Raw genomic sequence first — 19,457 nt, 5'->3', positions numbered from 1 at the left:
CCAAAATACATAAGGAGTGGAGAATATGTTTTTTTTACAAGTGAAAACAGTTGATTATGTAAGCGTAGTCACAATCGTTCGTCCGCCGGCTAATGCACTATCTCAAGAGCTGTTGCAAGAGCTCTCCAACTTATTGGAAAGTTTGGAAAACAATCGAGACTCAAGAGTTATTGTTCTTCGTGGGGAAGGCCGTTTTTTCTGTGCTGGAGCTGATATTAAAGAGTTTACAGCATTATCTAACGAAGACGACTATCGTCAATTGGCAAAAAAAGGGCAAGATGTACTTCAATACATCGAGTCATATCCAAAGCCGATTATTGCAGCGATTCATGGTGCTGCTCTGGGAGGCGGTTTAGAGCTGGCGATGAGTTGTCACATGCGTTTCGTAAGCGAAACAGCCAAACTCGGTTTGCCTGAGCTGCAATTAGGCATCATTCCTGGATTTGCCGGCACACAGCGCTTGCCCCGCTATGTGGGAGTGGGGAGGGCCTGCGAAATGATGCTGACAAGTGAACCGATTACAGGGAAAGAAGCCGTCCAGGCAGGGTTAGCCAATGCTGCTTATCCAGAAGAAGAATTGATTGATCGTGTAATGGAAATAGCCTCAAAAATTTCGAAGAAAAGTCCGATTACGGTTTCAGCTGTACTACAATTACTCAAATATGCCAATTCAGATTCTTTTTATAAAGGTATAGAGAAGGAAGCCGAATTGTTTGGAAACGTATTTTCCTCAAACGATGCTAAAGAAGGCGTAGCAGCCTTCATCGAAAAGCGTCCACCGCATTTCAAAGGTGAGTAATCTTTTTTTTGAGTATATTTTTCTTAAAATTCATAATAAAAACAACGTTCAATTTATTGGAGGGGACCATATGAACATCTACGTATTAATGAAACGCACATTTGATACTGAAGAGAAAATTACATTAAATAACGGGCAGATTGCAGAAGATGGGGCTGAATTTATTATTAACCCATATGATGAATATGCGGTTGAAGAAGCGATTCAAGTAAGGGATGCAAATGGCGGAGAAATCACCGTTGTTACAGTAGGCGGTGAGGAGTCCGAAAAGGAATTGCGTACAGCTCTCGCCATGGGATGCGATAAAGCTGTGTTAATCAATACAGAAGATGATTTAGATTACGGTGATCAATATACGACCGCCAAAATATTAGCGGAGTTTTTAAAGGAGAAAGAAGTGGATTTGATTTTAGCTGGAAATGTCGCGATTGACGGAGGCTCAGGACAAGTAGGCCCGCGTGTTGCCGAGCTGTTGAATATCCCTTATGTCACAACCATCACAAAGCTTGAGATTAATGGGAAAAGCGTCAAAGTTGTCCGTGATGTAGAGGGAGACTCAGAAGTAATTGAAACATCGCTTCCGCTTCTTGTAACGGCACAGCAAGGGTTAAATGAACCGCGCTATCCTTCTTTACCGGGTATCATGAAAGCGAAGAAAAAGCCATTGGAAGAGTTAGAGCTTGATGATCTGGATTTAGAAGAAGATGATGTGGAAGCAAAAACGAAAACAATCGAAATTTATCTTCCGCCGAAAAAAGAAGCAGGAAAAGTGTTAACGGGAGATCTCGCTGATCAAGTGAAAGAATTGGTACAGCTTTTACATTCTGAAGCAAAAGTTGTTTAACTAACATAAACGGGGGGATAAATCATGGCACGCAAAGTATTAGTATTAGCAGAGGTACGCGAATCAGCATTACGTAACGTTTCATTTGAAGCAATCGCTGCGGGAAAAACAGTAGCAGAAGGCGGAGAAGTAGTCAGTGTTTTAGTGGGAGACGCTGTAAAGGAACTAGCGAGCGACTTGATTGCTTACGGCGCCGACCGTGTCGTAACTGTCGAAGATCATAAGTTGGCGAACTATACGCCAGATGGTTATGCCCAAGCATTTTTAGCGGTTGTGGATGCAGAAAAGCCGGAAGGGATTGTTATGGGGCATACGGCACTCGGAAAAGATCTGTCTCCAAAACTTGCAGCAAAATTGGACAGCGGTTTGATTTCCGATGTGACAGCAGTAGAATCAACAGGCGGAAATTTAGTGTTTACGCGCCCAATTTACTCCGGAAAAGCATTTGAAAAGAAAATCGTCACAGACGGCCTCATTTTTGTCACTGTTCGTCCAAATAATATTTCACCGCTTGAAAAGGATTCCGCCCGCAGCGGCGGCGTCACAGCTGTCCAAGCTGATATTAAAGATTTACGCACCGTTGTGAGCGATATTGTCCGTAAAGCATCGCAAGGAGTGGATTTATCAGAGGCGAAAGTGGTGATAGCTGGAGGACGCGGTGTAAAGAGCGAGGACGGCTTTAAGCCGTTGCAAGAACTTGCAGATGTTCTTGGGGGTGCCGTCGGTGCATCCCGCGGTGCTTGCGATGCGGAGTATTGCGATTATTCACTGCAAATTGGCCAAACGGGTAAAGTTGTGACGCCGGATCTGTATATTGCGTGCGGTATTTCGGGTGCCATTCAGCATTTGGCTGGTATGTCGAATTCGAAAGTGATTGTCGCCATCAACAAAGACCCAGAAGCCAACATTTTCAAAGTGGCTGACTATGGTATCGTTGGTGATTTATTTGAAGTCGTTCCGATGCTGACAGAAGAATTCAGAAAGTTAAAAGTGCACTCTTCTTAATAAAAAATGTATAGGATATTTTTTCTATACGAATCAAAAATGCGTGCTAAAAAGCTCGTATTTCATAGAAAAAAAGTTTAAGAATGACGAAGAGCGGGTAAAGTATAAAAACCCGCTTTTTGTATGAAAACATTATTTCATGGGGACAATTAGAAGCGAGTCAAATAAATAGCGTTGAACAATATAAGATGATATACTGTGGTTAGTTTTCGATATTGGAAATGTTAGGAGGAATTACAATGGCGATTGTAAATGCAACAGATCAAACTTTTAATAATGAAACTACAGAAGGTTTAGTGCTTGTAGATTTTTGGGCTCCATGGTGCGGACCTTGTAAAATGATCGCTCCTGTATTAGAAGAATTAGATTCAGAAATGGGCGACAAAGTGAAAATCGTAAAAGTAGATGTGGATGAAAATCAAGAAACAGCTGCTAAATTCGGCGTAATGAGCATCCCAACTTTACTTGTATTCAAAAATGGCGAAGTAGTAGATAAAGTAGTAGGTTTCCAACCAAAAGAAGCACTTGCTGAGCGTTTATCTCAACACGCGTAAAAAAATGATGGAGCTGCCTGAAAAGGCAGCTCCATCATTTTTTTTCTTTGGACTTTTTAGAGAACGGTGTCGGTTTTAATCAGGCCTATGGTTTAAATGAGGCGTAATAGTGAAAAATTAACATTGACAATGAGAATCGTTCTCCCTATAATAGAAAACGTGAATGAAAATCATTATCAATATAAGAGGGCGGGAGAGCTACATATGAAAAAGAAAGCATCAATGACTGTAGTTGCTAGCATGTTACTTGCAGGAGGAGTATTAGCCGGCTGTAATAATGCTGCTGAAGAAACGGCTAAAGAAGAACCAAAACAAGAAGAAACAGCATCTGAAAAAACAGATCAAGCGGCTGAAACAAAGGAAGTAGCTATCGAAGAGACAGCCGTGGGTAAACAAGTAAAAGCATATCAAGATATGAAGGCTGAAGCTGAAAAAGCAAAAGAAGGCCAGGAAGTTGATTGGGAACTAGTATCTCAACTATATACAGACAATCTTCAGGCGGCTGTAAACGAAGTAAACGGCGAATTTGATCAAGCCATCCAAGCAGCAGTTGAAGCAGGGAAAAATAAAGAGCTTGACGCAAACATTGCACGTCAGCTAATGGATAAAACAACACAAGCATATTTCTATCAAAAACAAAAAGCATTACATAAAGATGTAGAAGCAGCATTGGAAGCAAAAGACGCTGAAAAAGCAAAAGCAGCTTTTGCTGAGCTTAAGTACCTTGCAGCACAAGTCATCATCCCAACGGCAGAAAAACGCGATGGGCTGTATGAATTGAAGGGGGAAGCAAGTCTTGTTGAAAACATCAACGCTGGTTTAGCGGCCCAAGAAGAAGCATTAAATGCAGGTAACGCAGATGATTATAGCGTTTCTAAACAAGTAACGGATAAATCAATCTATCGCAGCTACTATTTAGCGGCTAACTCTTATGCGAAGAAAGTGGAAGATGCAGCAAAAGAAGGAAAAGATGAATTAGAGCTTCAAAATATGCAAGCTGAAGGCTGGGGTTTCTTGCAAGCTATTAAAGAATCTTTAGCTGGTGGAGATGAAGCTGCGGCAAAACGTTTAGATGAAATCTTTACTTTAACGACGACAAAAGCTGCTGATGTTAAAGCAGACGAAGTAAACAGCTTATTTACAAAAGCACTTGTTGGAAAAATTGCAGGATACCACGGGAAAGTGCCTGAAGCTCTTGAGAAAAATGAGTTAACAGAAGCGAAAGTAGAAGCTATGGAAGCAAATATGTTCTTAAAAGCACTTGAAATTACAGGAAGCGAGAAAATCGGCGAAGAGCAATTTCAAGCAGCTTTAGCTAAAGGCGAAGAATGGTATAAGGCAGTAGCTGAAAACAAAAAAGAAGAAGCGGCCGCTCTTAGCAAAGAAGTGTTGGCTGTTGTTGACCAATTAGCAAAATAATATTGATTTAACAAAAAGCCGCCAAGATGCGGCTTTTTTCCTGTTAGATTGATTTGGAAATTGCATAAACGATGATGAAAAGATACCATAGAAATTATGGTTCGATTTTTAATGCAGCAAAGAGGTGTCGTTTGTGAAGATGTTAATTACAGGAGGAGCAGGATTCATCGGCTGTCATTTGAGCAGGCGCTTTATTGAAAAGGGGCATGAGGTGACAGTAGTGGATATGCTTCACCCTTATTATTCGATTGAACGAAAACGAAAACAGCTTCAGTTTGTAGAAGAAGCTGGGGCATTTTCGTTCTTTTCCTTCAGTTTACTGGATGAATCCAAAATAAGGCAGCTATTTGAGGAAACGAAACCGGAATGTGTCATTCATCTTGCAGCGATTCCCGGTGTTATGCCTTCTTTGGAACAGCCTTTGGAATACGTCGATTATGATGTAAAAGCTACCATTAATGTACTGAAATGTGCGGGAGAGACAGGAGTTAAGCGTGTGGTGTTTGCTTCTTCTTCCTCGGTATACGGGAACGCGCACGCTGGCCCGGTAAAAGAAGAAATGGCAACAGGACAGGTTATTTCGCCATATGCCGCTGCTAAATATAGTGCAGAATCTTTTTGTCACGCCTATCAGCATTTATATGGATTCCAATTAACCATCTTGCGGTTTTTCACTGTTTATGGGCCCTGGGGAAGACCCGATATGGCCATGGCAAAATTTATTCAAGCAGCTATGAAAGAGGAGCCGATTTTGCTTTACGGCCAAAAGACAACACGAGATTATACGTACATTGAAGACATTATTGACGGAATAGAAGCTTCTGTCTTCCATGAGCATGAATCTGAAACGTTTAATTTAGGATCTTCCCATCCCGTGGCTATTGAGCGGTTCGTCGAAATATTATCTTCGTCCTTTCCGTATCTAAAATCAGTTCAAAAGGAAAAACGAGCAGGTGATGTGGTTCATACATGGGCGGATGTTTCCAAAGCGAGTCAGCTATTGGGGTATAAGCCAAAAGTGACGATTGAAGAAGGCATTGAACGAACCATTGATTGGTTTAAAACATATGAAGCCGATTAAAAAATTTTTTTTCGTCATTGGTGTATTGCTCGTGCTTTTATTCGGCTATGTATCCCTTCAAACATTTGATTGGAAAAAGCTGCAGGTTTCGTTTTCTGCTTTGTGGATTCACCCGTTATGGCTTCTGATTATGATTTCTTTCTATACGGGAGCTTTTTTGCTGAGAGCCGTGGCCTGGAGGATGTATATGAATGGAAAGATTACGCTTTCAAGCGCTCTGGCGGCTCTCTTTTATAGCCTTGCATTGAACCATTTGCTTCCGATAAAAGCAGGTGACATGGTTCGGATCGGGGTCATTCATCACAAAAATAAAAGCATCACAATGGAGGAAGCCGTTCATTCAGTCGTTATCATGAGGATATTGGATATGCTTTGCCTGCTCGGTATATCTGCTTTTGGAGTCTATATGGCGGCAGGTTACGTCAGGTTTGAGCCGCAAGCTCCGCTTTTATGGACTGGTGTAGTTTTGTTTGTTGTTTTTTTTCTGCTTATTTTGAAGAAATACAATTATATTTGGAAGAAACAACTGACATTACTGAAAGAGAGCGTGTTCACGAAACGCTTTCCATTGTTACTGCTGTTGATCTTTTTTAGCTGGGCTTGTGAAGGCGCGGTTGTATATAGTACTGTCCATGCAATTGGACATTCCTTATCTGCTATCGAAAGCATGTGGGTCAACAGCATGACCGTGGGAGGACAAATATTCCAGATTACGCCAGGAGGCATCGGGACATATGAGACGGTGATGAGTGGGGCGTTGGTCCTGCTTTCTCTTCCTTTAGAGGATAGTTACACGATTGCTTTGACGAGTCATGCTTATAAATTTATCTACTCTTATGCCGCAGGGATACTTGTGCTGCTATGCATGCCAGTGACTATGAAGCAAATGCGAATGTGGATAAGAAAGAAAGGAGAGGAACAATTATGAAACAAGCATCAAGTTTTGAAAAAGTGGCGGCAAGGTGTTGGAACTTGCTGAATGAAGGAAAACCGTTCACTCCTATTTTTGTCACGGGAACGATGCTGCTTTTTTATTTCGGGCAGTTGGGAAGCGGCTCATTTCTACAGGCATTTGCCTTTAGTTTTTTGCTCGTCTTACCCCTTTTGGCGATGTACTTCATCTATGATTTTCCTTTGTTTCTAAGAAACTACTTATGGATTCCTTTTATTGTTTATTTGATTATGTGGAAAGAGACGCCTATCTCCTTATGGCTTTTCTCGCTGGGACTTTATTTCTTTTTTACCGTATTCTTTTGGGGGACATTATACTATCACCTTCGTATCGGAACATCATGGTTAAATTTCACTCGCTTTTGGAAGCTTGTATTAAAAAATAGTGATTCCACAAGCGGGAATGCCCAAGAACAATTGCCGAAGTTTTTATTGATTCTATCGATTTGGGCTTATTACCTCCACCAATTTAACGATGAGCGCGTACAATTAGCCGGCAGTGAGGGAATGAAGCTTATTGGTTTCTATTTATTTGTTTTGCTTTTCTCATTTATTCTTCACCGCTATTTATTTGATTGGAAACCGAAAGTAATTGCGACATATACAAATAATGTCGAGCCGGAAAAAGCTTTAAGTGATAAAGTGGTAGTGCTGGTTGTTGATGGAATGCGAAAGGAACGTTTTGAAGAAGCAAACACACCATTTTTAGATGGGCTACGCCGTAATGGAACGGATTTTTCGCAAATGGAGACAGTATATCCAGCCCGCACGGTCGTATGCTTTTCTTCTATGTTTACAGGCACATATCCATTTGAACACGGTATTAAATCGAATATGGTCTGGAAATTGGGAATTAAAGTGGAAAGTATTTTTGATTCTTTAAGAAAAGTGAATAAAAAAGGAAGATTGCTAGGGATTGCCCATTTGGTAGATTCAATGGGAGATGACGTAGAGACGGTTACGGCAGTTATGCATAATGATGTCGCAGACCGAAACATCATTGAACGAGCGAAAAACATTATGAGTGAACAAGATCCAGATTTGTTGGTTGTACAGCTAATCAGCACAGACCAAACGGGACATAGCCGTGGTGTGCTGTACGATGAATATATTCAAAAAATAGAGGAAGCAGATGCGCTCTTGAAAGAATATGTAGAATGGCTGGAACAAGAAGGAAAAATGAAGAATACCACGTTAATTGTTTGTGCAGACCATGGCCAAGCTGACGGAATCGGGGGACATGGGCATTTAGATGAAGGAGAACGCTATGTACCATTCTTTATGCATGGGCCAAATATTAAAAAAGGTCATGTCGTGAATGAAAAACAAAGTTTAGTATCAGTTGCCCCGACGATCTCTTATTTAATGGGTGCCCCTTATCCAAGCCACAGCCGCGGTCCTGTTTTGACAGAAGCGATTAGAAAGGAAGAATAGCATTGAGAAAGCAGCAAGTCATTGTATTTTTACCCGCCTATAATGAAGAAGAGGCTATTGGTGCGGTTATTTCACGTATTCCAAGAGATTTTCATCCTCAAGTAGATGTAAAGGTGCTTGTCATTGATGATGGGTCAACGGATGCTACAGTTGAAGTCTCCAAAAAAGCGGGGGCAGATTTTATTGTCTCCAATCAGGGCAATCATGGGCTGGGAGCAGCAGTGAGACTTGGACTTTCAGAATGTGTGAAACATGGGGCAGACATTGGTGTTATGCTTGATGCGGATAACGAATATCCAGCTGAGCAAATTCCAGATTTACTGGCACCTATTTTTCAAGGACAGGCAGATTACACGATGGGATCGCGTTTTTTAGGAACGATTAATGGAATGAAAGTTCATCGCCGTCTAGGAAACTATTGTTTTACGTTGTTGCAATGTATGTTACTCAAAACGTGGATTCATGACGGCCAATCTGGCATGAGGGCCTTTACGAAGCAAGCGATGCGAAGTGCAGAAATTATCCATGACTATAATTATGCCCAGGTCCTAACTTTGAACCTTATGCGAAAAGGATTTCGGATGAAAGAAGTGCCGATTCGTTATCAAGTACGAAAAACCGGTCAGTCATTTATTAAATTCCGTGCATATATGACATCTGTTCTACCCGCGATTGTAAAAGAGGTGAGAAGGCCCGTTCATAAGGAAAAGGTTATAAAAGATGCGCATTTGCTAATGCAAGATTGATATAATTTTAATGTTTAATAGCTCTACAGGTGGGTGTAAGAAAAGGGTAGACTCGCCCTTTCTTCATCCCTTTTCTTTTTTCTGAATATTTATTGACAATAATATTGATAATTATTATCATTATCAATGTGGAGGTAAGTAAAATGAAAAAAATGTTACTTTTGTGTTTAGTTATGATATTTATTATTAATAGCCATATAATTCAAGTGTCGGCTTATTCATATGGAGATCCCAGTGAAGAAACGGTAGCAGAAGCCTATAAGGAAATGGCTGCGAAGTTAAATGAAAGTCCGCCAAATTTTGCTGGGGCAAAGGCTGTATTTGAAACAGTGCAGGAAGAACTTGATATGCATATGGGAACAGAACCATCGGAAACGATTTTAAAGGATATAGAAAATGAAGACGGTGAAGCAGTCATTCAAGATATGCAAAAGGTTCTTGTCTTGAATATCGCGAGACGATTGGAAAGCATTGAAAAGAAGTTTGAAGAATATTCTACAAGCAAGCTGCTGCTTGCAAAAGCATTTGCTACATACGAAGCGCTATCTCCAGTTGTTCAAGACAATAACGTAGATAGTGAAATAAGAGCAGAATTCGATAAAGCTCTAGAGTCTATTGGAAACCCGGGACTATTTGGAGTAGGACAAAAAGAAGCGAATATTGACGCTTTTAAAGAAAGTAAAGAAAACATTCTAGGTTCACTGCAAAAACAATTTAAGCTGCCAAGCTTAGAAGTAGGTCATTTCACAGAGGGAGAATCTGTTGAGAGCACAGGGAAAAAGGAATGGACAGATCTTTCCGATTTTAAAAATTGGATTCCCATTATCATCATTGTGATTGTTATTGCGGCAATTGTTGGATACTCGATTGCTAAAAAGCGAAAATAGCAAGTTTTGTCCTGAAAGGAGAATAAAAGGTGGAAATTCAAGCCCTGTTGATTACATTTCGTGAAGTGTTGGAAGCCCTGTTAATTGTAGGAATTATTACGACGTATTTAAAACGTACGAATAACAAAAAATACACTAAATACGTATGGTTCGGTGCAGGTCTTGCTGTTTTAGCGAGCATTGGTGTAGCGATGTTATTCCAGATCGTTTTTACCGGATTTGCGGCAATGGGAAGTGAAATGTATTTGAAAATCTCCATTATTTTCATTTCCGCTATTTTGCTGACGCAAATGATTTTTTGGATGGCTGAGCATAGCCGCGATTTAAAGGGAAATATGGAAGGAAAAATGAATAAGTTTATATCGACCGGTAACATTATCGGAATGATTATCCACTCTTTTTTAGTCGTTTTACGTGAAGGTGTGGAAACTGTATTTTTCTTTGCAGCCATTACAGGCGGAAATATCGGCGCTGCCATGCAGGGATGGGGAGCGATTACAGGTGCTATTATTGCGGTGATCGTGAGCTATTTCTTCTTTAAAGGCACAATGCGTGTTCCGCTTAAAACGTTTTTCAAAGTGACGGGCGCATTTATTCTTTTAATTGCAGCAGGCCTTCTTGTTCAAGGAGTTTCAATGCTTCAAGATTTGAATATAATCGGCAGTGTTATTCCGCATTTATATGATTTGACTTGGTTTTTACCAGAACATCCAATCGATTATGCGCATTATGTTCGAGACTATGGAACAGCACCGTTATTATCAGGGGATATAGGAATCTTTCTGAAAGCTTTGTTTGGGTATTCATCAATGCCTTCAATAGAAGAAGTGATTGTTTACATCGGTTACTTTGTCGTCATCTATTTGCTTGTGAATGCACAAAATGAAAAAAAGCAATACGTAAAGACAGACTCTGCACAAAACGAAGATCATAGCACACAGGTGCTTGAATCATCTACTAAAAATATTATTTAACTGAGAGGCTAATGAAAGAGAAAAAGAAAAATCTTTTGAACTAGTCTTATCATACACTCGACCGTCATGTTAAACCCTGTTAAATGGGGGGTTAGATGACGGTCGATTTCATTTAAGGGCGCAAAAAGAATTTTGTCTATATAGGAGATGAGGGACATGCTGAAGGCAAACGAGCGTGTTTCATGGCGTTTATCCGCCATTTTTAGTATGTTATCGCTTTGTATTATTTATTATTTTCAATGGTGTTATGCGAGTCCATATGCAGCTTCATGGGATCAAGTGGACTTTGCATTGGCGCTTGGTCGCTATGATTTATTGGCGATGCAGCCCCACTTCCCGGGCTATCCATATTTTATTCTTGGCGGAATAGTTGTGCATCAGTTTATAAACAATCCTGCCCAAGCATTAGCGGTTTTTAATAGCATAATGATGCTGTCTGCAGTTATTCCTATTTATCTATTGGCTAAAAGATACCAAGGCCCCAGCGCTGCATGGGTGACAACTGTTTTAATTCAGTCAGCCAGTTATATGGTGCTAACGGTTACACAGCCAATGTCAGAGGGTTCAGCAATGGCGGCAGTATGGTGGTATTTCTGGTCTCTTTATTTGGCGAAGGATCATCGCAAATGGATTATTCAAATTATTCCTTTATGTTTGTTTAGCGTTGTGCTTGGTATTCGTTTATCCTATGCACCGTTGGGCATTGGAATTTTGCTTTTATGGTGGCATGAATGGAAGCTGTTGAGAAGCTGGAAACGAATAGTCATTCTTTGTTCTCTAGCTGCGTTTTTTCAATTTATATGGCTATTCGCGCTGGTGGCGGCAGAGGGAGGAGCGGCAAGTTTTCTTAAGTTAGCGTTTTCCTTTACAAACGGGCATTTTCAGGAGTGGGGGGGAACAGCGGCTACGGAAGAGCATTCATATTTTCAAAGAATGCTGACATTAATTTTCTTCAATATTATATGGACCGCTATTTGCAATCAATCGGTTCTTATTTTATGTTTTTATGTCATTATTCTTTTCGTTCTTTGCATAAAAGGTCCTTCCCTTAAATTAGATGGCTGGCTGGCAATCATGGGGATGGTTTATATTATATGGGCGCTTTTAGGTCAAAATATTGACAAGCCGCGTCATATCATCCCGGCTGCATCGATTATTATGTTCTATTTATGGACCCATTTTTTAGGGGGGAAGCTTAACGTACAAAAGCTGCTAGTTGTACTTGCTGTTTTGATATTGCAAATGACAATGGTCATAATGGAAATGAAGAAGCAATCTGATTCTTTGCCGGCGACTTATCAGTTAGCATATGACTTGGAGGATAAGCGAGAAGAGTTTATAGTATATACGTGGGAAGAAACAAGGGTCCTGCATTATTTACAAGCAGACTTTCCTCATAAAGCAATTTATCACTTTCATGCTTTTTTGCAGGATAAAGAAAATTATGACAATGATATCATTTACCTTACTGACCATGTTGTAAAAGGCTTTGAAAAGCAGGGAATTGATGTGAAGGAGAAAGTGAAAAAAGTAAGTGTATATAAATCAAGTAAATTAATAGACCCTGTATATGGTGAAATTACGCTATATGAATGGGTGAAATGAATTCAGAAAACTGGAGTGATTTCCATGAATAATCACTTGAAGGAAAAACTAGCTATTTTACCAGATCACCCCGGCTGCTATTTAATGAAAGACCGGCATGGTACGGTTATTTATGTCGGGAAGGCAAAAGTATTGAAAAACAGGGTTCGATCTTATTTCACTGGCAGCCATGATGGAAAAACATTGCGTCTTGTCAATGAGATTGTAGACTTTGAATATATCGTTACTTCTTCAAATATTGAAGCCCTTATTTTGGAAATGAATTTAATCAAAAAGCATGATCCTAAATATAACGTGATGTTAAAAGACGATAAAAGCTATCCGTTCATCAAAATTACGGGGGAAAAGCATCCGCGTCTCATTATTACAAGAAAAGTCAAAAAAGATAACGGAAAATACTTCGGTCCATATCCGAACGCCCAAGCGGCAAACGAAACGAAAAAATTGCTGGACCGCATCTATCCGCTTAGAAAATGTTCGACCATGCCAGATCGTGCTTGCTTATATTATCATATCGGACAATGTATGGCTCCGTGTGAAAAAGAGGTTTCAATGGAGCAAAACAAAGAGATTATTGATGATATCGCCCGTTTTTTAAATGGAGGTTACAAGCAGGTAAAAGAAGAGCTTACAGCTAAAATGATGCAAGCTTCAGAAGAGTTGGATTTTGAACGGGCAAAAGAATATCGTGATCAAATTGCCCATATTGAGGCAACGATCGAGAAGCAGAAAATGATGCTCGGTGACTTTATGGACCGGGATGTATTCGGTTATTCCTATGATAAAGGCTGGATGTGCGTTCAAGTCTTTTTTATCCGCCAAGGGAAGTTGATTGAACGGGACGTCTCCATGTTTCCGTTCTACAATGATCCGGCAGAAGATTTTTTAACGTTCATCGGCCAGTTCTACAGCCAAAATAACCATTTTAAGCCGAAGGAAATTTTATTGACGCATGATATTGATGCGGGCCTTGTTCAACAATTGCTGGAAGTCAATGTTCATCATCCAAAGAAAGGGAAGAAAAAAGAGTTAGTTGAATTGGCGTGCAAAAACGCTAAAATCGCGCTTCAGGAAAAGTTTTTCTTGATTGAACGGGACGAAGAAAGAACGATTAAAGCGGTGGAGCATTTGGGCAAACAATTGGGGATTGCCACGCCTCACCGAATTGAAGCGTTCGATAACTCGAATATTCAAGGGACCGATCCAGTGTCGGCAATGATTGTGTTCATTGATGGAAAGCCTGCTAAAAAGGAATATCGTAAATATAAGATTAAAACGGTAGAAGGGCCGGATGATTATGATTCGATGCGAGAAGTGGTTCGCAGAAGATACAGCAGGGTATTAAAAGAGAACTTACCTCTTCCTGATTTAATCATTATCGATGGAGGTAAAGGCCATTTGGCAGCTGTTGAAGAGGTATTAGAACATGAACTCGGTGTGTTTATCCCAACAGCTGGTCTTGTAAAAGATGATAAGCACCGAACGTCCAATCTCTTGATGGGCCAGCCGCCTGAAATCATTTCATTGGAGCGCAACAGCCAAGAGTTTTATTTGTTACAGAGAATTCAAGATGAAGTCCACCGTTTTGCGATTACGTTTCATCGTCAAGTCCGCTCCAAATCTGCGTTCCAATCTGTTTTGGATGACATTCCGGGAGTAGGAGAAAAGCGTAAAAAAGCCTTGTTAAAACATTTTGGATCGATTAAGCGCCTTAAAGAAGCGACAGTGGAAGAAATTCAAGAAGTGAATATTCCGAAAAGTGTGGCGGAGCTTATTTTTGAGAAATTAAAGAATTAGCATTGTCAAAAACAAAAAAATCTGTTATTATGTAAATAATTTCATATTGTTTTAACACTTCATTACGTTGAAGTGAAGGTAGAGGTGCGAAGTTTAAAAGTAAATCATGGGAGGAGATTGAGCTCCTGCGAACATGATTGAAAGGAAAATTCGCCGAAGTGAAGGTTGCCTCATTGCAGCTTTTGCTGGTTCTGTATTGAATAAATACAGGGCTGTCAAGGTATCGAAACCTTGGAGAGCTATCTCACATTGCGGAATTTCATTTAATATTGGTTCATACTAAGCAATGGGATAGTTTTCTATCTCATTGCTTTTTTGTTTTTTTACTCCAATATACAGTATAAGAAAATGATTCTGTCTTAAAATTTGGCTATAACCAATTTTTTTTACCTTGAGAAAATCTATCGATTACAAAGCTTATATGGAAAATGAATAGAAAAGGATGGTCCAATATGGGATTAATTGTCCAAAAGTTCGGCGGAACATCAGTCGGCTCAATTGAACGTATTCAACATGCAGCAACTCGTGTCATTGCAGAGGTACAACAGGGAAATCAAGTCGTTGTCGTGGTTTCCGCAATGGGAAAAACAACGGATGAACTTGTTTCTCTTGCAAGCCAGATATCATCTAACCCAAGCAAAAGGGAAATGGACATGCTCTTGACGACAGGAGAGCAAATTACCATTTCATTATTGTGCATGGCTTTACAGGAAAAAGGATATGAGGCCATTTCTTTAACGGGCTGGCAAGCGGGAATTGAGACGGAAACGGTGCATGGCAATGCCAGAATCACCAATATCGAAACAGAGCGTATTCAAAAATTACTAAACAAAGATCTTATCGTTGTCGTAGCAGGATTCCAGGGGATGACGGAAGAGAAGGAGATTGCAACTCTTGGAAGAGGAGGATCTGATACAACGGCTGTTGCTCTGGCTGCGGCTTTACAAGCAGATAAGTGTGATATATATACAGATGTACCGGGAGTATTTACGACAGATCCCCGCTATGTGAAATCGGCAAGAAAGCTAAAAGCCATTTCTTATGATGAAATGTTGGAATTAGCTAATTTAGGTGCAGGAGTACTGCATCCGAGAGCGGTTGAATTTGCAAAAAACCATCATGTTCCGCTTGAAGTGCGTTCAAGCATGGAGTTAGAAAAAGGCACGATTGTTGAGGAGGAAGCATCCATGGAGCAGAACTTAATTGTAAGAGGTATCGCGTTTGAAGATAATGTATCACGTGTTACAGTAGTCGGAATGGGAGATCGTTTACATACGTTGTCTACGATTTTTTCCACACTGGCAAAACATCATATCAATGTAGATATCATTATTCAAAGTGCCTTATCGACAGGGGAACCATCTATCTCGTTTTCTGTTAAAACAGAGGATGTGCAAAATGCGATCGATGTTCTTTCTCGATATGCCGAGAAGCTTGGATATGAACGAATTGAACATGAAAAGGGATTGGCGAAAGTTTCTATTGTTGGATCTGGAATGATTTCTAACCCTGGTGTAGCAGCAGACATGTTTGAAGTGCTGGCGAACGAACAAATTGAAGTGAAGATGGTAAGTACATCTGAGATTAAAATTTCAACAGTCATTAAACAAGCTGAAATGGTACGGGCAGTTGAAACACTTCATCAAGCTTTTCAACTGGATGCAGAAGTGGTAGGCGCGAAATCATAAGGTAGCTTGTCAAACGAAGTCCAACTATTTTAAGGGAGTGGAGATATGATTAATTTTGGGAAAGTGTCAACTGCTATGATTACACCTTTTGATCAAGAAGGGAACATTGATTTTTCACAAACGACAAAGCTTGTGAACCATTTAATTGAAAACGGAACGGATTCATTGGTGGTTGCTGGAACAACTGGTGAATCTCCAACTTTATCATCAGAAGAAAAGTTGGCTTTATTTCGTCATGTTGTAGAGGTTGTAGATGGGAGAATACCTGTTGTTGCCGGTACAGGAAGCAATAATACATATGCTTCCATCGATTTGACAAAAGAAGCGGAAAAAACGGGTGTGGACGCTGTCATGCTTGTGGCACCATACTATAATAAACCGAACCAAGAAGGGCTTTATCAACATTTTAAAGTGATTGCGGAAAGCACAACTTTACCTGTTATGCTTTATAATGTTCCGGGGCGTGCTGTGGCCAAAATTGCTCCTGAGACCATCATCAAGCTATCTAAGCTTCCGAATGTCGTGGCGGTGAAAGATGCAGGCGGGGATCTGGATGCGATGACTGAAATTATTGCTAACACGGACGATGATTTTGCCCTGTACAGTGGCGATGATGCCCTGACTTTGCCTGTGTTGGCGATTGGCGGAAATGGAATTATATCTGTAGCAGCTCATATCATTGGAAATGAAATGCAAGAGATGATTAAAGCTTTTGAAGATGGTGAACGGAAAAAAGCCGCGAAAGCGCATCAAAAGCTGCTGCCGGTCATGAATGCTTTATTTGCGGCGCCAAGCCCTACTCCGGTCAAAGCAGCTTTACAATTAAAAGGATTAGATACGGGATTTGTCCGTCTGCCGCTTGTTCCGCTATCTCAACAAGAACATCAAGCATTAACAGAAGTTCTTCCATCTATTTAAAATGAGGAAAACGGGCTTTCTTCAATAGTGAATAAAATGATCCCCCGTTTGACTGAACGGGGGATCATTTTATTCAATGATATCATTTTATTCAATGATATCTTTTTTATCCCATTTTACGGTAACAAGGACTTTGTTTTGTTTGCCTTTTAGTTCTAAATAAGATTCGGCTATACAATTCTTTTGAAGTTGAATTTGTTCTGCAATAAAACCGGCTTCCAAATGGAAAGAGGCATTCGGGGCATCTTTCAATCTTTTTTCCACAACGTCACCCGATAAAGCAAACTCTAGTTTACGCCGTTTTTCCTCTGTCACGGTGAGAATTCCCCAGCCTGCTTTTAAGAAGAAGGACAGAAGATCTTCTTGTTGTGGTAAAGGATACTTTCTGGCTAAAACCTTGCCCGACCAATATAAAATTTGATCCGATTCGTTACCGAGCAAATCCGGCAGTAAGACGTCTCGAATTAAACTGTAACCGAAATAAGGAAATTGTTGTTCATCTACGGTTTCTTCCTGTTGTATCGATAAGTTAGTCAATTTCTTCCCCTCTTTCTATAGCTTATATTATATATGAAGGTGATAGTTGTCTCACCCTTTTTTTTGGGCGAATTATGAAGTTTCTAGGTAACAAAAAATGACAAAAAAATCTCTTTTGAATAATGGAGATAGAATGGTTCCATATGTTTATGTTTTATTTCTCTAATTGGATTTTTGCTGATTAGTGGCTGTAAACCGTATAATTATTAGAAGATTATCTATTGTTTGTATTTTACTGAACAATTGCTTCTAGCTTCCTTGACGGGTATAGTGGATGGGAGTACAATGAATTTGTCACATTTATTCGATAAAAAAATGCAAAGGGTTACATTTTTTTTGTCGACCTATTAATCTGTTAGGATGTATGGGGAGTCTTGCAATTTTTTAAAATTCGTTCATTTATCAAAGGGGGTTTAATGTATGGCAGCAAACAAGGAGTTTTTCAATCGCAGACTGCATTCATTGTTAGGTGTCATTCCGGTAGGGATTTTCCTGATCCAGCACTTAGTGGTGAACCATTTTGCGACAAGAGGACCTGAGGCGTTTAATAATGCTTCCCATTTCATGGAGAGCTTGCCTTTTCGCTACGCATTAGAGACATTCATTATTTTCTTACCGATTTTATTTCATGCTATTTACGGACTGTATATTGCCTTCACGGCGAAGAATAACGTGAGCAATTATGGCTATTTCCGAAACTGGATGTTCCTGCTTCAGCGTGTTTCAGGGGTAGTCACTCTGATTTTTATCGCCTGGCACGTATGGGAAACGAGAATTCAAGTATTCTTCGGAGCAGAAGTCAACTATGAAATGATGGCGAATATCGTCGATAATCCTGCCATGTTAGCGTTCTATCTTGTCGGAATTTTATCCACCGTCTTCCATTTTGCGAATGGTTTATGGACGTTCGGCGTAAGCTGGGGACTGACAGTCACTCCTCGTTCTCAACGCATTTCAACGTATGTGACATTAGGAATCTTCGTAGCATTGGCGTTCGTCGGTGTTCGTGCTATTTTGGCGTTTGCATAATCTGATAGTTGTAAAGGAGCGGGGTTACGATGAGTAAAGGGAGAATTATCGTCGTTGGCGGCGGTTTAGCAGGCCTGATGGCCACGATTAAAATTGCAGAGGCAGGAAAGCAAGCGGATTTATTTTCACTTGTTCCGGTAAAACGATCTCACTCGGTCTGTGCGCAAGGCGGTATTAACGGTGCGGTCAATACAAAAGGGGAAGGAGATTCTCCTTGGGAACACTTTGATGATACGGTGTACGGCGGTGACTTCTTGGCAAACCAGCCTCCGGTCAAAGCGATGTGTGAAGCAGCGCCTGGCATTATTCACTTATTAGACCGGATGGGGGTTATGTTTAACCGTACGCCGGAAGGATTGCTTGATTTCCGCCGCTTTGGTGGAACACAGCATCACCGTACCGCATTCGCCGGAGCAACAACTGGACAACAGTTGCTTTATGCGTTGGATGAACAAGTTCGCCGTCATGAAGTAGCGGGGCTTGTAACGAAGTATGAAGGATGGGAATTTTTAGGGGTTATTTTAGATGACGACGGTACCTGTCGCGGAATCATGGCCCAAAACCTGCAAACGATGGAAATCCAATCGTTCCCGGCAGATGCGGTTATCATGGCTACCGGAGGACCTGGTATCATTTTCGGTAAGTCTACTAACTCTGTCATCAATACGGGTTCAGCTGCATCGATCGTGTATCAGCAAGGGGTTTATTATGCGAACGGTGAGTTCATTCAAATTCACCCGACAGCGATCCCTGGAGATGACAAGCTTCGCTTAATGAGTGAATCGGCTCGTGGAGAAGGCGGCCGCGTTTGGACGTATAAAGATGGAAAACCTTGGTATTTCTTAGAAGAAAAATATCCAGCATACGGAAACTTAGTACCGCGTGATATTGCGACACGTGAGATTTTCGACGTTTGTGTCGCTCAAAAACTAGGTATCAACGGTGAAAACATGGTTTACCTGGATCTTTCCCATAAAGATCCGAAGGAGCTTGACATCAAGCTTGGCGGAATCATTGAAATCTATGAAAAATTCATGGGTGATGATCCGCGCAAAGTTCCAATGAAAATCTTCCCTGCGGTCCACTATTCAATGGGCGGTCTATGGGTAGATTATGATCAAATGACAAACATTCCGGGGCTTTTCGCTGCCGGTGAATGTGATTACTCGCAGCACGGAGCGAACCGTTT

At 40.6% G+C, this 19,457-nt stretch carries 18 protein-coding genes and 1 riboswitch; of the genes, 17 read left to right on the top strand and 1 reads right to left on the bottom strand.

All coding sequences use genetic code 11. From position 1 onward, the window contains the following. The first annotated feature begins 25 nt into the window (after positions 1 to 25). The 15 genes from BK575_RS23450 to dapA all read left to right on the top strand — a co-directional run bounded on the left by BK575_RS23450 (position 26) and on the right by dapA (position 16,702). On the top strand, positions 26 to 799 hold the full coding sequence (locus BK575_RS23450; protein WP_078413980.1) for an enoyl-CoA hydratase: 774 nt from the start codon (positions 26 to 28) through the stop codon (positions 797 to 799). A gap of 70 nt (positions 800 to 869) precedes the next feature. Continuing rightward, complete coding sequence (locus BK575_RS23445; protein ID WP_078413979.1) at positions 870 to 1,643, top strand: electron transfer flavoprotein subunit beta/FixA family protein; 774 nt, start codon at positions 870 to 872, stop codon at positions 1,641 to 1,643. Positions 1,644 to 1,667: 24 nt separating this feature from the next. Further along, complete coding sequence (locus tag BK575_RS23440; RefSeq protein WP_078413978.1) at positions 1,668 to 2,648, top strand: electron transfer flavoprotein subunit alpha/FixB family protein; 981 nt, start codon at positions 1,668 to 1,670, stop codon at positions 2,646 to 2,648. A 239-nt stretch (positions 2,649 to 2,887) separates the two neighbouring features. Further along, positions 2,888 to 3,202 (top strand): thioredoxin, encoded by a 315-nt coding sequence (gene trxA / locus BK575_RS23435; protein WP_078413977.1) that lies wholly within the window; start codon positions 2,888 to 2,890, stop codon positions 3,200 to 3,202. Between the two features lie 204 nt (positions 3,203 to 3,406). After that, positions 3,407 to 4,621 carry a hypothetical protein gene (locus BK575_RS23430; RefSeq protein ID WP_078413976.1) on the top strand — a complete coding sequence of 405 codons (1,215 nt, stop codon included), beginning with the start codon at positions 3,407 to 3,409 and terminating at the stop codon, positions 4,619 to 4,621. A gap of 133 nt (positions 4,622 to 4,754) precedes the next feature. Then, entirely contained in the window at positions 4,755 to 5,702 is a 948-nt protein-coding gene (locus BK575_RS23425) for a GDP-mannose 4,6-dehydratase (protein ID WP_078413975.1), read from the top strand. After that, on the top strand, positions 5,659 to 6,630 hold the full coding sequence (locus tag BK575_RS23420) for a lysylphosphatidylglycerol synthase transmembrane domain-containing protein (RefSeq protein ID WP_169907964.1): 972 nt from the start codon (positions 5,659 to 5,661) through the stop codon (positions 6,628 to 6,630). Before BK575_RS23425 ends, BK575_RS23420 begins: the two co-directional genes overlap by 44 nt. Next, positions 6,627 to 8,087 (top strand): alkaline phosphatase family protein, encoded by a 1,461-nt coding sequence (locus tag BK575_RS23415; protein WP_078413973.1) that lies wholly within the window; start codon positions 6,627 to 6,629, stop codon positions 8,085 to 8,087. The genes BK575_RS23420 and BK575_RS23415 overlap by 4 nt, the downstream gene beginning before the upstream one ends. Positions 8,088 to 8,089: 2 nt before the next feature. Beyond that, positions 8,090 to 8,833: a glycosyltransferase family 2 protein gene (locus BK575_RS23410; protein WP_078413972.1), complete on the top strand. Its 744-nt coding sequence runs from the start codon at positions 8,090 to 8,092 to the stop codon at positions 8,831 to 8,833. A gap of 143 nt (positions 8,834 to 8,976) precedes the next feature. Continuing rightward, positions 8,977 to 9,720: a hypothetical protein gene (locus tag BK575_RS23405; protein WP_078413971.1), complete on the top strand. Its 744-nt coding sequence runs from the start codon at positions 8,977 to 8,979 to the stop codon at positions 9,718 to 9,720. Between the two features lie 29 nt (positions 9,721 to 9,749). Then, positions 9,750 to 10,694 carry an FTR1 family iron permease gene (locus BK575_RS23400; protein ID WP_078413970.1) on the top strand — a complete coding sequence of 315 codons (945 nt, stop codon included), beginning with the start codon at positions 9,750 to 9,752 and terminating at the stop codon, positions 10,692 to 10,694. A 156-nt stretch (positions 10,695 to 10,850) separates the two neighbouring features. Then, positions 10,851 to 12,299: a glycosyltransferase family protein gene (locus tag BK575_RS23395; protein WP_139368096.1), complete on the top strand. Its 1,449-nt coding sequence runs from the start codon at positions 10,851 to 10,853 to the stop codon at positions 12,297 to 12,299. 24 nt (positions 12,300 to 12,323) lie between these two features. Then, positions 12,324 to 14,096: an excinuclease ABC subunit UvrC gene (gene uvrC / locus BK575_RS23390; RefSeq protein WP_078413968.1), complete on the top strand. Its 1,773-nt coding sequence runs from the start codon at positions 12,324 to 12,326 to the stop codon at positions 14,094 to 14,096. A 71-nt stretch (positions 14,097 to 14,167) separates the two neighbouring features. Continuing rightward, positions 14,168 to 14,346, top strand: a riboswitch (Lysine riboswitch). Positions 14,347 to 14,548: 202 nt separating this feature from the next. Continuing rightward, the gene (locus BK575_RS23385) at positions 14,549 to 15,784 is read left to right on the top strand and encodes an aspartate kinase (RefSeq protein WP_078413967.1); all 1,236 of its coding nucleotides are present in this window, start codon (positions 14,549 to 14,551) and stop codon (positions 15,782 to 15,784) included. Positions 15,785 to 15,829: 45 nt separating this feature from the next. Continuing rightward, a complete protein-coding gene (dapA, locus tag BK575_RS23380) occupies positions 15,830 to 16,702 on the top strand; it encodes a 4-hydroxy-tetrahydrodipicolinate synthase (RefSeq protein ID WP_078413966.1) in 873 nt (290 codons plus the stop codon). 87 nt (positions 16,703 to 16,789) lie between these two features. Here the strand turns inward: dapA and BK575_RS23375 are convergent, their stop codons facing one another. Further along, positions 16,790 to 17,224 carry a YslB family protein gene (locus BK575_RS23375; RefSeq protein WP_078414935.1) on the bottom strand — a complete coding sequence of 145 codons (435 nt, stop codon included), beginning with the start codon at positions 17,222 to 17,224 and terminating at the stop codon, positions 16,790 to 16,792. Positions 17,225 to 17,659: 435 nt separating this feature from the next. On the opposite strand from BK575_RS23375, the gene BK575_RS23370 reads away from it, so the two are divergent. Then, positions 17,660 to 18,268, top strand: a complete 609-nt coding sequence (locus tag BK575_RS23370) for a succinate dehydrogenase cytochrome b558 subunit (RefSeq protein ID WP_078413965.1) — start codon at positions 17,660 to 17,662, stop codon at positions 18,266 to 18,268. Positions 18,269 to 18,297: 29 nt separating this feature from the next. Then, the coding region (gene sdhA, locus BK575_RS23365; protein WP_139368176.1) for a succinate dehydrogenase (quinone) flavoprotein subunit at positions 18,298 to 19,457 on the top strand (1,160 nt) is incomplete at its 3' end.

The organism is Priestia abyssalis (genome assembly GCF_002019595.1).
GTDB lineage: Bacteria > Bacillota > Bacilli > Bacillales > Bacillaceae_H > Bacillus_BA > Bacillus_BA abyssalis.
This window is presented reverse-complemented; position numbering and strand designations above follow the sequence as displayed.